At 62.3% G+C, this 14,752-nt stretch carries 15 protein-coding genes; 11 read left to right on the forward strand and 4 right to left on the reverse strand.

The genetic code is table 11. The features are described from left to right. The first annotated feature begins 66 nt into the window (after nt 1-66). The 6 genes from AC0NIE_RS17975 to AC0NIE_RS18000 all read left to right on the forward strand — a co-directional run bounded on the left by AC0NIE_RS17975 (nt 67) and on the right by AC0NIE_RS18000 (nt 5,639). On the forward strand, nt 67-1,080 hold the full coding sequence (locus AC0NIE_RS17975) for a DUF4424 domain-containing protein (RefSeq protein ID WP_473485292.1): 1,014 nt from the start codon (nt 67-69) through the stop codon (nt 1,078-1,080). After that, nucleotides 1,080-1,598 carry a dihydrofolate reductase gene (locus AC0NIE_RS17980; protein ID WP_473485293.1) on the forward strand — a complete coding sequence of 173 codons (519 nt, stop codon included), beginning with the start codon at nt 1,080-1,082 and terminating at the stop codon, nt 1,596-1,598. The genes AC0NIE_RS17975 and AC0NIE_RS17980 overlap by 1 nt, the downstream gene beginning before the upstream one ends. A 147-nt stretch (nt 1,599-1,745) precedes the next feature. Next, nucleotides 1,746-2,846 carry an FtsH protease activity modulator HflK gene (gene hflK, locus AC0NIE_RS17985; RefSeq protein ID WP_123151917.1) on the forward strand — a complete coding sequence of 367 codons (1,101 nt, stop codon included), beginning with the start codon at nt 1,746-1,748 and terminating at the stop codon, nt 2,844-2,846. Beyond that, nucleotides 2,846-3,790, forward strand: coding sequence for a protease modulator HflC (gene hflC / locus AC0NIE_RS17990; protein ID WP_473485295.1), 945 nt, complete (start codon nt 2,846-2,848; stop codon nt 3,788-3,790). Before hflK ends, hflC begins: the two co-directional genes overlap by 1 nt. A gap of 6 nt (nt 3,791-3,796) precedes the next feature. After that, nucleotides 3,797-3,982, forward strand: a complete 186-nt coding sequence (locus AC0NIE_RS17995) for a DUF2065 domain-containing protein (RefSeq protein ID WP_473485296.1) — start codon at nt 3,797-3,799, stop codon at nt 3,980-3,982. Between the two features lie 142 nt (nt 3,983-4,124). Continuing rightward, complete coding sequence (locus AC0NIE_RS18000; protein ID WP_473485297.1) at nt 4,125-5,639, forward strand: DegQ family serine endoprotease; 1,515 nt, start codon at nt 4,125-4,127, stop codon at nt 5,637-5,639. A gap of 44 nt (nt 5,640-5,683) precedes the next feature. Here AC0NIE_RS18000 and AC0NIE_RS18005 read toward each other — a convergent pair whose 3' ends face one another. Both AC0NIE_RS18005 and serB read right to left on the reverse strand, forming a co-directional pair. Next, nucleotides 5,684-6,256, reverse strand: coding sequence for a GNAT family N-acetyltransferase (locus AC0NIE_RS18005; protein ID WP_473485298.1), 573 nt, complete (start codon nt 6,254-6,256; stop codon nt 5,684-5,686). After that, a complete protein-coding gene (serB, locus tag AC0NIE_RS18010) occupies nt 6,253-7,140 on the reverse strand; it encodes a phosphoserine phosphatase SerB (protein ID WP_473485299.1) in 888 nt (295 codons plus the stop codon). Before serB ends, AC0NIE_RS18005 begins: the two co-directional genes overlap by 4 nt. On the opposite strand from serB, the gene miaA reads away from it, so the two are divergent. After that, nucleotides 7,130-8,098, forward strand: a complete 969-nt coding sequence (gene miaA, locus AC0NIE_RS18015) for a tRNA (adenosine(37)-N6)-dimethylallyltransferase MiaA (RefSeq protein WP_473485393.1) — start codon at nt 7,130-7,132, stop codon at nt 8,096-8,098. The genes serB and miaA overlap by 11 nt on opposite strands. Before the next feature lie 104 nt (nt 8,099-8,202). Continuing rightward, nucleotides 8,203-8,994, forward strand: coding sequence for a GGDEF domain-containing protein (locus AC0NIE_RS18020; RefSeq protein ID WP_095494699.1), 792 nt, complete (start codon nt 8,203-8,205; stop codon nt 8,992-8,994). Between the two features lie 192 nt (nt 8,995-9,186). Here AC0NIE_RS18020 and AC0NIE_RS18025 read toward each other — a convergent pair whose 3' ends face one another. Beyond that, nucleotides 9,187-11,016, reverse strand: a complete 1,830-nt coding sequence (locus AC0NIE_RS18025) for an ATP-binding protein (RefSeq protein WP_473485300.1) — start codon at nt 11,014-11,016, stop codon at nt 9,187-9,189. 154 nt (nt 11,017-11,170) lie between these two features. Here AC0NIE_RS18025 and AC0NIE_RS18030 point away from each other — a divergent pair, with 154 nt between their 5' ends. From AC0NIE_RS18030 to AC0NIE_RS18040, 3 genes are read left to right on the forward strand one after another with little or no spacing between them, the layout of a single operon-like run. Further along, nucleotides 11,171-11,737 (forward strand): helix-turn-helix domain-containing protein, encoded by a 567-nt coding sequence (locus AC0NIE_RS18030; protein ID WP_123151913.1) that lies wholly within the window; start codon nt 11,171-11,173, stop codon nt 11,735-11,737. A 4-nt stretch (nt 11,738-11,741) separates the two neighbouring features. Further along, complete coding sequence (locus AC0NIE_RS18035; RefSeq protein ID WP_473485301.1) at nt 11,742-12,050, forward strand: hypothetical protein; 309 nt, start codon at nt 11,742-11,744, stop codon at nt 12,048-12,050. Between the two features lie 58 nt (nt 12,051-12,108). Continuing rightward, nucleotides 12,109-12,636, forward strand: a complete 528-nt coding sequence (locus tag AC0NIE_RS18040) for a GNAT family N-acetyltransferase (protein WP_123151911.1) — start codon at nt 12,109-12,111, stop codon at nt 12,634-12,636. A 12-nt stretch (nt 12,637-12,648) separates the two neighbouring features. Here AC0NIE_RS18040 and AC0NIE_RS18045 read toward each other — a convergent pair whose 3' ends face one another. After that, nucleotides 12,649-14,451 (reverse strand): NAD(P)-binding domain-containing protein, encoded by a 1,803-nt coding sequence (locus AC0NIE_RS18045; RefSeq protein WP_473485302.1) that lies wholly within the window; start codon nt 14,449-14,451, stop codon nt 12,649-12,651. Nucleotides 14,452-14,752: the final 301 nt, after the last annotated feature.

A 14,752-nucleotide genomic window follows, 5' to 3' on the forward strand; every position in this document is an offset into this window, starting at 1 on the left:
AAAATCGATTCCGATTGTCGGGCTGGTGCGATAGAGTCATACCGGCATCTCGCCAAAGGAGCTTCCATGTTCCGTTATGTTTTGACCGCCGTGCTGGCGCTCTCGGCCACGCCCGTATTCGCCAATGATTCGATCGCCGAATTGGGAACGGGCGGTCTGATCCTGTCGCGCAGCGACGCGGTCGCCATGGAGAGTGAGGACCTCTACATCTCGCCGGAAAAGGTGATGGTCGACTACGTTTTCCGAAACAACACCGACAAGGATGTCGACGCGATCGTCGCCTTTCCGATGCCCGACATCGAAGGCGATCCGAACGAGATGCCGGCGATCCCCGACGGCCAGAGCGACAATTTCCTCGGCTTCGAGGTGACGATCGACGGCGTGGCGGCAAAACCGCAGCTCGAGCAGAAGGCGTTTGCGCTCGGCATCGACATCAGCGCCGATTTGAAGGCGCAAAACGTGCCGTTCTACCCGTTCGGCGACGCGGCCAGGGCGGCATTGGCAAAGCTGCCGCAAGCGGTTGCCGACGACTGGATCGATCGCGGCCTCATCATCGAGGACACCGCCGACGACGGTTCAGGCATGAAGACCGTCTATGTGCCGTTTTGGCAATTGCGCTCGACCTACTGGTGGCGCGCGACGTTTCCAGCCAACAGCGCAGTCCACGTCGCCCACAGCTACAAGCCGAGCGTCGGCGGCACGTCCTCGGTCAGCTTCTTCTATGACGGCCAGTTCCAGGGCCAATACGCCGCCTACAAGACCCGTTACTGCATGGACGGCACGTTCGAGAATGCGATCCGCAAGGCGGCGAAGGGCAATCCCGACGGCACCCCGAGATACTTCGAAAACCGCATCGCCTATATCCTGACCACTGGCGGCAACTGGGCGACGGGCTCCATCGGCAAGTTCAAGCTGACCGTCGACAAGGGCCATCCGAAAAACCTGGTCTCGTTCTGTGGCGAAAACGTCAGGAAAGTCGGGCCGACGCGTTTCGAGATGACGGCAGAAAATTTCTACCCTGAGCACGACATCGACATATTGCTGCTGGCGCCTTCGGGCGATGGCGGGAGCGGCGGCTGATGGACGTCGCGATCTATGTCGCCATCGCCGAAAACGGCGTGATCGGGCGCGATGGCGGCTTGCCGTGGCGGCTTTCCAGCGATCTCAAGCGGTTCAAGGCCGACACGATGGGCAAACCTATCATCATGGGTCGCAAGACCTATGAAGGCATCGGCCGGCCGCTGCCGGGCAGGCTCAACATCGTGGTGACCCGCAAAAAGGCCTGGCGCGCCGAGGGCGTCGAAATCGTGCATTCGCTCGACGAGGCGATCAGTCTGGCGAAGGTGCGCGGGCGCTGCATGGCCGGCGCCGACGAAATCTGCATCATCGGCGGCGGTGAGATCTATGCCCAGGCGCTGCCGCTGGCCGACCGCTTGCATGTCACCCATATCCTTGCCGCGGTCGACGGCGACGCGCATTTCCCGCCGATCGACCCGGATTTGTGGCACATTGTCCGCACGCAGGACGTTCCGGCCGGTGAAAAGGATAGTCATGCGACACGCTATTCAGTTTACGAGCGACGCCGCGACGTGCATTGAGAGGCGATAAAGGATCGCGGCGGTCCAAAACGGGCGGTGACGACGACCGATTACGTTGAAAGCGTGCCCTCGCATCCCTATAGAAGACACATTGGATTTTGCGCTGTTGAAACGGCGCTTGAGGGAATTCCAAGCGAAAGGACATTCATGCCCTGGAATGACAAAAGCGGCGGTGGCGGTCCATGGGGCGGCGGCAACAATCCAGGACCCTGGGGGCAGGGACCGAAGGGGCCTGGCGGTCCGCAGGGCTCGCCTCCCGATCTCGAAGATATCATCCGGCGCGGCCAGGACAGGTTGCGGCGCGCGTTGCCAGGTGGCGGTGGCGCCAGCCCAGCCGTGTTCGGGCTGATCGCGGCGGCGCTTGTCGTGCTGTGGGCGTTCAAGGCGGTCTATACCGTGCAGCCCGACGAGGTTGCGGTCGAACTCAGGTTCGGCGTGCCAAAGGCGGAGTTCTCGCAGCCAGGCCTGCATTTCCATTGGTGGCCCATCGAGACGGTCGAGACGGCCAACATTGCCGAACAACTCGTCAACATCGGCGGCGGCACGGCCTCCGGCAACGGTTCAGGGCTGATGCTTTCGGGCGACCAGAACATCGTCAACGTCCAGTTCTCCGTGGCCTATCAGGTCTCCGATCCAAGGGCCTATCTGTTCGACGTGTCCGATCCCGACGGCATGCTGCGGCAGGTCGCCGAAAGCGCCATGCGCGAAGCGGTCGGTCGGCGGCCGGCGCAGGACATCTTCCGCGATGATCGCGAGGGCATTGCGGCGTCCGTGCGCGAAATCATCCAGACGACGCTGGACGGCTATCAGGCCGGCCTGAACGTCAACGCGATTTCGATCGAGGATGCCGCACCGCCGCGCGAAGTGGCCGACGCGTTCGACGAGGTGCAGCGCGCCGAACAGGACGAGGACAAGTTCGTCGAGCAGGCCAACCAGTACTCCAACCAGAAGCTCGGCCAGGCGCGCGGCGAGGCCGCACAGATCCGCGAGGAGGCGGCCGGCTACAAGAACCGGGTCGTGCAGGAGGCCGAAGGCGAGGCGCAGCGCTTCATCTCGGTCTATGACGAATACGCCAAGGCGCCGGATGTGACGCGCCAGCGGCTTTATCTGGAAACGATGGAGAGGGTTCTGAAGGATTCCAGCAAGGTCATTATCGAGCAAGGCAGCGGACCAGGGGTCGTTCCCTATCTGCCGCTGCCTGCACTGCAGCAGAAGGCGCCGGCGCCGGTCCTCGGAGGAACCCAGTGATGGCCAACCGTCTTCCCATCATCGCCGTCATCGCTGCGGTTATCCTGTTCCTGCTCTATTCATCGGTCTTCGTTGTCAATGCGCGCCAGCAGGCGCTGGTGCTCAGGTTCGGCGAAATCGTAGACGTCAAGAGCCAGCCGGGCATCTATTTCAAGGCGCCGTTCGCCTTCTTCGACGCCGACAGCGTGCAGTTGATCGAAAACAGGGTGCTGCGCTTCGACCTCGACAACATCCGCGTCCAGGTTTCAGGCGGCAAGTTCTATGAGGTCGACGCCTTCATCGCTTATCGGATCTCCGATCCGCGCGTGTTCCGCTCCGCGGTATCCGGCCAGATCGAACTGGCCGAGGCACGGTTGAGGACGCGTCTCGACGCCGCCTTGCGTCGGGTTTACGGTTTGCGCGACTTCGAGGCGGCGCTCTCGGAAGAGCGAGCCGTGATGATGCGTGAAGTGCGCGACCAGCTAAGGCCCGACGCCACGTCGCTCGGCCTGCAGATCGAGGATGTCCGCATTCGCCGAACCGATTTGACGGCGGAAGTCTCGCAACAGACATATGATCGCATGAAGGCTGAGCGTCTGGCCGAAGCCGAGCGGCTGAGGGCGCGCGGCAACGAGGCGGCGCAACGCATCAGGGCGCGCGCCGACCGCGAAGTGGTGGAGATCGTCGCCGAGGCACGGAGAGAGTCTGAAATCCTGCGCGGTGAAGGCGAAGCTCAACGCAGCGCCACCTTCGCGAATGCCTACCAGCGCGATCCAGCCTTCTTCGACTTTTACCGGTCAATGAATGCCTACGGCACGGCGCTGGACAATACCGGGACGACGATGGTGCTGTCGCCGAATTCGGAATTCTTCCGTTTCTTCCGCAATCCCGCCGGCGCGGCTGCGCCGGCAGCGCCGCCCGCAGCACCTGCTGCACCGGCAGCGCAGCCAGGCACCGGCCAGTAACGGCCGGTGCAGGATTTTCTGGCGGCAATAGGCTTGGTTCTCGTGGTAGAGGGCTTGGTCTATGGCGGCTTTCCCGGCCTCGCAAAGAAACTTGCCGGCGAAGTTCTGTCGATGCCGGAGAATGCGCTGCGGGTCGCCGGGCTGATTGCCATCGCCGTTGGCGTCGGCCTCGTCTGGCTGGTGCGTGGATGACGGTTTATGATTTCGGGATAACGGAGGTTTTATCCTCCGCCGATAGCCATAGCCGCAAACGTGCCGTATTTCTTGCCAACATGGTTCGACGCAGCGTTTTCGGCGAGCGCTTTTCTTCTCAGAGACACCGGGAGACTTCTCGATGACATCCAACAGGTTTTTGCGCGCGGCGAGGCGGACGTTCACCGCGGGTGCTGCAGCACTTCTTATCGGCGCCGCTCCCGTCCCGTCGCTGGTGACGCCTGCGGCCGCCGCAGACGGCCCGGCTTCGGTCGCTGATCTCGCGCAGGGCCTGCTCGGCGCCGTGGTCAACATATCGACCTCGCAGAGGGTGAAGGGCACGGAAGGCCCGGGCGCGGTACCGATGCCGCAGCTTCCGGAGGGCTCGCCCTTCCAGGATTTCTTCGACGATTTCTTCAAGAACCGTCCCGGCGAACAGGGCAACCCCTCGCAAAAGGTGCAGTCGCTGGGCTCCGGCTTCGTGGTCGACGCCGAGCAGGGCATCGTGGTGACGAATAATCACGTGATCGCCGATGCCGACGACATCGAGGTGAATTTCTCTGACGGCGTGACGCTGAAGGCGACGCTGGTCGGCACCGACACCAAGACCGACGTGGCGGTGCTCAAGGTTGATCCAAAAGGGCACAAACTGACGGCGGTGAAATTCGGCGATTCCAGCAAGATGCGCGTCGGTGACTGGGTGATGGCGATCGGCAATCCGTTCGGCCTCGGCGGCACCGTGACGGTCGGCATCGTCTCGGCCCGCAACCGCGACATCAATTCCGGTCCCTATGACGACTTCATCCAGACCGATGCCGCGATCAACCGCGGCAATTCCGGCGGGCCGCTGTTCAACAGCGACGGCGAGGTGATCGGCATCAACACGGCGATCATCTCGCCGTCCGGCGGCTCGATCGGCATCGGCTTTTCCATTCCCTCGCAGCTTGCGTTGGGCGTCGTCGACCAACTCCGCCAGTTCGGCGAGACGCGGCGCGGCTGGCTCGGCGTGCGCATCCAGCCGGTGACGGACGACATTGCCGAAAGCCTCGGCATGGCGACTGCCAAAGGCGCGCTGGTTGCCGGCGTCATCAAGGGCGGGCCTGTCGACAACGGCACCATCCTGGCGGGCGACGTCATCATCAAATTCGACGGCAGGGACGTCAATGAAATGCGCGACCTGCCGCGCGTTGTTGCAGAGAGCACGGTCGGCAAGGCTGTCGACGTGGTCATCGTGCGCAAGGGCGTTGAGCAAACCGTGAAGGTGACGCTCGGCCGGCTCGAAGATGGCGAAAAGCTTGCCAGCGGCGAGAACGGCACCGCCGAAAAGGACAATGGCGACGAGGCGCCTGCCGTTTCGACGGTTTCCGTGCTCGGCATGACCGTTGGTGAGCTCAACGACGAGACGCGGACGAAATTCGGCATTGCCGCCGAAGTCTCCGGCGTTGTCATCACTGACGTCGCTAAGGATTCGGCCGCTGCCGAACGCGGCATCCAGGCCGGCGAGGTGATCACCGAGATCGCGCAGGAATCGGTCGCCACGCCCAAGGATGTCATGGACCGGATTGCTGCGTTGAAGGAGCAGGGACGCAAGAACGCGCTGCTGATGCTGGCGTCGAAGACCGGCGAATTGCGGTTTGTGACGATCCGGATGGACTGAGTCCGGTAAAGGCGCAACACTTTGATTTTGAGGGAAAAGGGCGGCTAGCGAGCCGCCTTTTTTCTTGCTTGCCAATCCTTGCCTGTCAGCCTGTAGAACACATGCCGCTTGAGCATGGCGTGGCTGTCCGGAATGCCGGGGTGGTCGAAATCGCTGGCCGGGTCGGCGGTCATGCCCAGGCGTTCCATGACGGCGGTGGACCGGCTGTTATCCTTGACGGCGAAGGAAACCATTTCCTTGAGGCCAAGCGTTTCGAAACCATAGGCGAGCCAGGCTTCGGCTGCCTCGGTGACATAGCCATGGCCCCAGAATTCGGGCGCCAGGCGCCAGCCTATCTCGACGGTGCCAGCCGGCAAGAAGGGCAAATGATCGGTTCGGGTTATGCCGACGAAGCCCATGCAATGGCCGGTGACTGCGATCTCGGCGGCTGTGAAGCCGAAACCGTCGCGGTCGATGACGGCGCGCAATTCATCCATCTTGGCGTCGGCCTGCGCGCGGTCGCGGCGAAACGGAAAGAATTCCATGACGCGCTCGTCGGAGTTGATGCGGTAGAAGAGCTCACGGTCGCGATCCTCCCAGTTGCGCAGGATCAGGCGCTCGGTGCGGATCGGCGTCACTCTACAAATTCCTCCCGCCGGTAGCCCTGCAGATAGAGAAGCGCGGTCAGGTCGCCATGGTCGATGCGGAATTTTGCCTCCGCCGCCACGACCTGCTTGGCATGAAGTGCCACACCGGCGCCGGCAAGGCGGATCATGTCGAGGTCGTTTGCGCCGTCGCCGACAGCAAGGGCCTCGGCGGTCGTCAGCCCGAGACGCGCCGAAATCTCGAGCAGCGCGTCGGCCTTGGCGGCACGCCCCAGGATCGGCTCGGCCACCAGCCCGGTGAAGCGACCGTCCTGCTCGATCAGGCGGTTGGCGCGGTTCTCCTGAAAGCCGAGCATGGCGGCGATGCGTGAGGTGAAGACGTCGAAGCCACCCGACACGAGTGCGGTCCATGCGCCGTCGGCCCGCATGGTCTGGACAAGCGCGCGGCCACCGGAAGCCAGCGTCAGGCGGTTGGTGATGACGCGGTCGACCACGGCAGTGTCGAGGCCTTTCAGCAGCGCCACCCGTTCGCGCAAGGCCGGCTCGAAAGCGATCTCGCCATTCATCGATCGCGCCGTGATGGCGGCGACGTAGTCCTTGACGCCGATCTCGTCGGCAAGCTCGTCGATGCACTCCTGGTCGATAACAGTCGAATCCATATCGGCGATGAGGATTTTCTTCCGCCTTCCCTCGGCCTGCTGGACAATCACGTCGACCGGTTCGGGTGCAAGCACGGCGCGCAGGCTGGCGGTCGTTTCAGCCGCTTCGGCCGCCTCGGGCAAAGCGAACTCGCAGGCGATGCCGTCGGCCAGCCAGCGAACGGTGCTTGCGCCGACCGACAGTGACATCATATTCGCAAGCGCCGGCGACAATGCGCGGCTGGCGGGATGGGACACAAGCGTGGCGATCAGCGGCATCGAAAATTCCGGCGGGCAGGCGGGCGAGGGCCGCGTTAAGAACGCGATCCTGATAGCCGGGCCGACCGCCAGCGGCAAGTCCGCCCTTGCGGTCGACCTCGCCGGACACAACGGCTGTGTCATCGTCAACGCCGATTCCATGCAAGGCTATTCGGTGCTCGACGTGCTGACGGCGCGGCCGACTGTTGCCGAACTCGCCCGCGTCCCGCATTTTCTCTACGGTCATGTCCATCCCTCCACCGCCTATTCCACCGGCGCCTGGCTGCGCGATGTGATGAAGCTCATCGACGAGGGCACGTTCTTCGAAAGGCCGGTGATTTTCGTCGGTGGTACCGGACTTTATTTCCGGGCGCTTGCGGAAGGCATTTCGGAAATGCCCGACATTCCGCAGTCGATCCGTGATCGCTGGCGCTACGAACTCCAGGAGCAGGGCGCGGCCAAGCTGCACCGCATCCTGCTGCGCGAGGATTCGGCAGCCGGTATGATGCTGAAGCCGACCGACGGCCAGCGCATCGTGCGAGCGCTGGAGGTGCTCGACGCGTCGGGCCGTTCTATCCTGGAATGGCAGGCGGCGCGCGGCCGCCCACTGATCGACAGGGCGAGCACGCGCTTCTTTGTGATCGAACCGGACCGAGCGGCACTGGTGGAGCGGATCGAGGCGCGGTTCGACCGCATGCTGGAGAAGGGTGCTCTCGACGAGGTCAGGCGGCTGACCGATCTTGGCCTCGATCCCGACTTGCCGGCGATGAAAGCGATCGGCGTTCGCGAACTGCAGGCCGCAATGGCCGGCGAGTTGAGTTTTGCCGAAGCGATCGAACGCGCGAAGATCGCGACGCGACAATACGCCAAGCGCCAGGCGACCTGGTTCAGGCATCAGTTGGGTCCGGAATGGCTGCGATTGCGCCCCGATGATCGTGCGGGATCCACGATCTCGGATATCCTTTCCAGTGCAACCTGAAAAGTTGACTTTGAGGGGAGGCTTCCCGTTGAAGTTGTCCTAATTAACCCTCCGTAAGCCCGTCCATGCCATAACGTCTTTGGAAATTTTCCAACGGGGAGCAGATGCGTTTTCACAAGGCGGAATCAGCCTTTTTCGTCTTCATCTTCGTGATCCTGGCCGCCGGCCTGGTGACGCTTCACGCCTATGGGCTTCTGCAAGCCTTCGCCGAAGAGGTTCATACACCCGCCAGGGTCGACGAGATCATTTATCTCAACAAGCTGTTGTTTGGGACCGGCGTCCTTTTGGCGACTGCCTTGTTCTTCGGGATTTTCTTCATCTACCCGCTGATCCGCAAGCAGGCGACAGAAGAAGGCAAGCTGCGCGCCATGACGGTTTCGCTCAGCGCCCGTTCGGAAACGCTGGAGCACGCGGCGCTGACCGACGGCCTGACCGGCATGCAGAACCGGCGCTATTTCGACGATGCACTGAAGGAATATCTCGAGGAATTCCGCCGCATCGAGAAGCCGGTCGGGCTGATGATCCTTGATCTCGACCATTTCAAGCAGGTCAACGACACCCACGGACATGATGTCGGCGACCAGGTGTTACGCGCGGTCGCCAGCTGTCTCAAGGACATGACACGCTATCACGACGTGGTGGCGCGCCTGGGTGGCGAGGAGTTCGCAGTGGTCACGCCCAACATGGACGCCGAACTTCTGTCCAAATTCGCCGAGCGCATCCGCAAGGCGATCGCCAACATGTCGATACTGTCAGGCAATGTCCGGCTGAAGATCACCACGAGCGTCGGCCTTGCCGTCTGGGACCGTAAGGAAACCGCCGAAGAGTTTTATCGCCGCGCCGACCGCCAGCTGTACGAGGCCAAGAGGCAAGGCCGCAACCGCGTCTGTGCCTGAAATCCCGGAGAGAATTCATGAGGCCGGCCGACTGACGCAGCTTTCTCGACTTCCGGTGCTCATGGACTCAAATGTCCACTCCGCTCCGGGTTCTCGAAAGCCACGTCATTCGATCCGGCCTGATGAATTCCCTTCCGGGATTTGCCTCGTCTAGAGACTGACAAAGTCTTCAGAATTCATCGGCCGCTGGGCTCAATCGTTTTGCGGGCGTAGGCCGAAGGTTGCGGGTTTCAGGCCATAACGCATGTCGAAATCGTCGTCGGGTTGGACGCGCGGGACGGGCGGCTTGCGGTAGTCGGGATCGCCGGCCTGACGCGCGGAATCCACGACTTCGGCGAAGGCCATCGCCTGCTGCGGTTTCGGCACGTTGCGCAGCCTTTCGACGATCGCCACCAGGTCGACATCATTGCCGATTTCGGACGGCAACGCTTCCTCGCGCTTGGCCGTGCCGGGAATCAGCTCATCGGACATTTTTTCGAACTTCAGCCGCATGGTCGTCGCCACGCCCTCACCGAAGGCGATGGCTTCGCGCTGGCCCATCGAAGACAGGAATGCCAGCGTCGAGGCCGAGGAATCGGCGATCGCCGAGCGGATGATCGCCTGGTCCTGCTCATTGGCAAGCCGCATGGCGAAAAAGGTCGAGCACTGCGACAGGATGGTGGGATCGAGCTCGCCCGGGCGCTGCGTGACGATACCGAGATAACAGCCATATTTGCGGCCTTCCTTGGCGATGCGCGACAGGGCGTGTCGGGTCGGCGCAAAACCAAGGCGCGGATCGGCCGGCATGTAGCGGTGTGCCTCCTCGCACAGCAAAAGCAGCCGCAGCCGGCCTTCGCTCCACAGTGCAAGGTCGAAGGCCAGGCGCGCCAGCACCGAACAGACGGAATTGACCACTTCCGACGGCATGCCGGCCATCTCGAAGCAGGTCACCGGGCGCCCGTGGTGCGGCACGCGGAAAATATTGCCGATCGTCTCGTGGATCGTATCTTCGATCAGCCGCGAATTGAACATGAAGCGGTAGCGCGGATCCGAGGCTGCCGATTCGATGCGCGTCTTCAGCGACTTGAGGGTGGGGCGGTCGTTCTTGCTTTCCAGCAGTCCCATGCGCTCGTCGATCTGCTTGATAAGATCGACAACGCGATAAGGCACCGGGGTGTCCGCGGTCAGTGCATCAGTGCCGCGCTTTAGATACGTGCCCGAATTCGGGTTGCGATACAGGTTCTTGGCCGCGGGAATGAGATCGCGCAAGGCATCGACCTCTTCCGGCACGGTCTCGCGCCCGCGAAACAGCACTTCGGCAAATTCCTCGAGTTTGAACATCCAGAAGGGCAGGTCCAGCGTCGTCGAATCGACCCTGACGCAGTGCTCGGGCAGGGACGCGGCGAACTCGTTGTGCGGATCGAGGATGAGGACGCGCAGGTCGGGTCGAGCGGCGATCGATTTGCGCAAAAGCAGCGAGACAGCAGTGGATTTGCCGACGCCTGTGGTGCCGACAATGGCGAAATGGCGCGCCAGCGTGTCGTCGATGGCGATGTTGGCGTCGATCGCCTCATCCTGTGACAGCGTGCCGATGGTGATCGAATGACGCCCGGCGAGGTCATAGACCGCCTGCAAGTCGCGGCTGCGGATGCGGTGGGCGATGGCGCCGATATGCGGATAGGTGGTGATACCGCGGTCGAAAATCGGTTTGGCGCCGGGCTCCGCGCCGTCGCGCACCTCGCCGATGAGCTCGATACTGACCTCGATCGGGTTCTGGCCCGCATTGTGCCAGGCGCGATCCGATTTGCCGACCTCGTAGACCAGCCCGACGGTTCGCGTGGCGCCAAGGTTGATGGAGATCATCTTGCCGACGCTCCAATGGCCGGTGACCGTGCCTTCGACATCGGCGGCATGGGCGCTGATGGTGGCGCGCGCGCCGTCGCACTGGACGACATTGCCCAGAACGCGCTTGTCGTTCTGCTCCGCCTTGCGGCGCTCCTGCAAAGTCGGCTCTCCGACGGAGGCTTCGCGGTCGACGAACATGGACAGGCTGTTTCCCATTTCCCCAGGCAATCGACCTTACACCGACGGGGTTAAGGGGGGATGAGGTCGGATGGTGTAGGGGACATTAAACCATTCGCAAAAATTGGACCGATCGGCACCTTGCTCGACTCCAAAATTTCGATATACCGGATGAATGGCTGATATAGCGAACGATATCTCCTCGACCATCGGCAAGAGAATACGCTCCGAAAGAGCCTTGAGGGACTGGTCGCTGGCGGAGCTCGCGGACCGGTCCGACGTTTCGAAAGCCATGCTCAGCACGATAGAGCGCGGCAAGACGAGCCCGACCGCGGCACTTCTCGTGCGCATCGCCGCGGCCTTCGGCATGACGCTTTCCACCCTCATCGCGCGGGCCGAGCTGCAAGGCGGCGGGCTGCTTCGCGAAAACGATCAGCCGCTTTGGCGCGATCCCGCAACCGGCTATGTCCGGCGGCATCTTTCGCCGGTTTCGGACATGCCGCTCGAACTGATCCGGGTCCAATTGCCGGCGGGGGCCAAGGTGAGCTTTCCGGCAGCGTCCTATGCCTTCATCAGGCAGCAGATATGGCTGATTTCCGGACGGCTGGAATTCACCGAGGGCGACATCGTCCACGGCCTCGAACCGGGTGACTGCCTGGCCCTTGGCGCGCCATCGGATTGCACCTTCCATGCTCCGGGACCGGCCGCCGCCGACTATCTGGTCGCGCTGGCCAGAGGCTGAGGCAATGACGCGTCGCCCGAAACGCATCGACAATGGCGGGCCGCCTCTTGACGACTATGAGGGGCCGCCATGGGGCAAGGGCGACGCCTACATCTTCCTTGCCTGGCAGGCAGCCCACGCCAAAGCCTGGAAAGCGCCCGGCCGTGACGTCATGTTGATGCGGCTGGACAAGGCCGAGCGGCTGGGCCTGACCTATGAGGAATACACGCTCGAACTGACGGAGCGCGGGCGGCATCTGCAGGAAGAAGATGCGGAGCGCATCGCAGAAATTCGTCGGGCCAGGAGGCGAAGGCGTGTCAACCTTTCCGACTGACGGCAGCGACGATCGCGACTTCACAGACGTTTCATCTTGTTCAAGGATCAGCGCACGCATGAGTTCCATCGAAATCAAGGCTCTGACACAAACTGCGGAAACGCACGCAATGCTGGTCGATATGCTGATCGAGACGGTTGCGGCCGGTGGATCGGTCAGTTTCATGCATCCGCTGGCGCCGGGCGCGGCAGGTGCCTTCTGGAGGAAGTCGCTTATTGCGGCTGCAAGGGGCGAAAGAGCTGTGCTCGGCGCCTGGGACGGCGAGGCTCTGGTCGGCACCGTTACCTTGCTGCTCGACTGTCCCCCCAACCAGCCGCACCGGGCCGAGATCGCCAAGCTGATGACCCGCGTCGACCATCGCGGCAAAGGCGTGGCCACCCGCCTGATGCGGGCGGCCGAAAGCCTCGCCGTCGAGAAGGGCCGCACACTGCTGGTCCTGGATACAGCGACAGAGGAGGGCGCTTCCGGTCTCTATGACAGGTTGGGCTTCACGCTTGCCGGTGAGATACCGGACTATGCATTGAAGCCGCATGGTGGACTTACCGGTACCCTTATCTACTGGAAGCGCATCGGCCAATGCCGGTGACAGCCCGAATTTCTATCCCGTGTGGTGGACCTCCTGCAGCCCGTAGACCGGCGTCGCGATGCCCTCGTGCCGTGCTTTCAACTGCAGCGACAGGAACTGCGAATAGTGGCGTGACTGGTGCAGATTGCCGCCATGGAACCAGAGTGCTTCCTGTTGCGTCGGCTTCCACATGTTGCGCTGTTCGCCCTCCCAAGGACCGGGATCCTTGGTGGTGTTCGAGCCGAGACCCCAGCACTTCCCGACCTTGTCGGCGACCTCTTTCGAGATCAGCTCCGCCGCCCAGCCGTTCATCGAACCGTAGCCGGTGGCATAGACGACGACATCGGCCGGCAGTTCGGTGCCGTCGCTGAGCAGGACCGAATGTTCCCTGATCTCGGTCACGCCGACGCCGCTCTTCAGCTTGATGGCGCCGTCGATGATGAGCTGTGAGGCGCCGATATCGATATAGTAGCCGGAACCACGCCTGAGATATTTCATGAACAGGCCGGAGCCGTCTTCGCCCCAGTCGAGCATGAAGCCAGCCCTTTCCAGGCCCTCGTAGAAGGCAGCATCGCGCTCCTTCATCTTTTCGTAGAGCGGAATCTGGAATTCGTGCAGGATCTTGTAGGGCAGGGAGGCGAAGATGAGATCGGCCTTGGCCGTGGTCATGCCGTTTTGCACGGCCTGCTCCGAATAGAGCGCGCCGAGCCCGATATCCATCAGCGTGTCGGATTTGACGATATGCGTGGTCGAGCGCTGCACCATGGTGACCTCGATGCCGGCTTCCCAGAGTGCGGCGCAGATATCGTGCGCGGAATTGTTCGAACCGACGACGACGACCTTCTTGCCAACGTAGCCGTCCGGACCGGGATGTTTGGCAGAATGGTGCTGATCACCTTTGAAATTCTCCATGCCCTTGAACCTCGGGATGTTGGGCCGGCCAGACATGCCGGTGGCCAGCACCAGCTGCTTCGGCTTCAGCGTTATGTCCTTGCCATCGCGATGGACGACGACCGTCCATTCCTTTTTCTCGTCGTCATAGGCGGCGCTCTTGGCCTCGGTGGAGGACCAGTAGTTCAGCTCCATGACCTTGGTGTACATTTCCAGCCAGTCGCCGATCTTGTCCTTGGGCGAGAAGACCGGCCAGTTCCTCGGGAAGTCGATATACGGCAGATGATCGTACCAGACCGGGTCGTGCAGGCAGAGCGACTTGTAGCGCCTGCGCCATGAATCGCCGGCACGCTCGTTCTTCTCGACGATGATGGTCGGCACGCCGAGTTGCCTCAGCCGGGCACCGAGTGCGATGCCGCCCTGGCCGCCGCCGATGACAAGCGTGTAGGGCTGACTGACAAAGCCAAGTTCGGCGGCTTCTTTCTCACGCTCCTCTTTCCAGGTCGGCCGGTTTTTTCCGTGACCATGCTTGGCGCCCAACGGCCGGGCGAAGCCGGCGGGTTCCTCATGACCCTTCAGCTCGACCATGGTGGTGAGCAGTGTCCATATCTTGCCGTTCTTCAGCCTGATATGGCCGAAGCCGCGCGCAACTTTCGTTTCGAAACTGATCCAACCTTCGAGCAGCCCGTCGCTCTCGGTGGCGTCTTCGCCCTTGGCGATCGCCCAGTTCGAAGGTCTTGTCTTCGCCAGCTGGCTCGTCAGCATGTCGTGCACCTGGTCGCGACCTTCCATGGTCTTGATGTTCCAGGTGAAGGTCACCAGGTCGCGCCAATAGCAGTCTTCCTGAAAGCACCCGACCGCCTTGTCGACGTTGCCGGCGGCAAGCGCTGCGCCGAATTGGTCGAGCAGGTCGGACAGTTTCTCGGCTGGGGCCTTGTCGAGCATCAAATTTCCTCCCGTGAAGTCCTGGTCGTTATCGCGGCTTGCCGGACCCTCCCAGCCCGGTTGACCGGAGTATCGCGGCAAACTGTGCGCCGCGTCACGTCGTCAAATAGTTTGGCGTGGTTTCAATGGCTTATCGGGCCGATCGCGGAGCTTTGTACTGCCGGCGATCGTACCGGAGCGGTGTCTTGTGGCAAAAATAGCTGGCTCGATGCGATGATGGACAACCGGCGCGTCTGATACGGCCGGGTTCAAAGCCTTTTGGCGTCGTGCACATTCGCCGTTGACAGCGGCGCAAAACCAA

The organism is Mesorhizobium sp. WSM4842 (assembly GCF_055901575.1).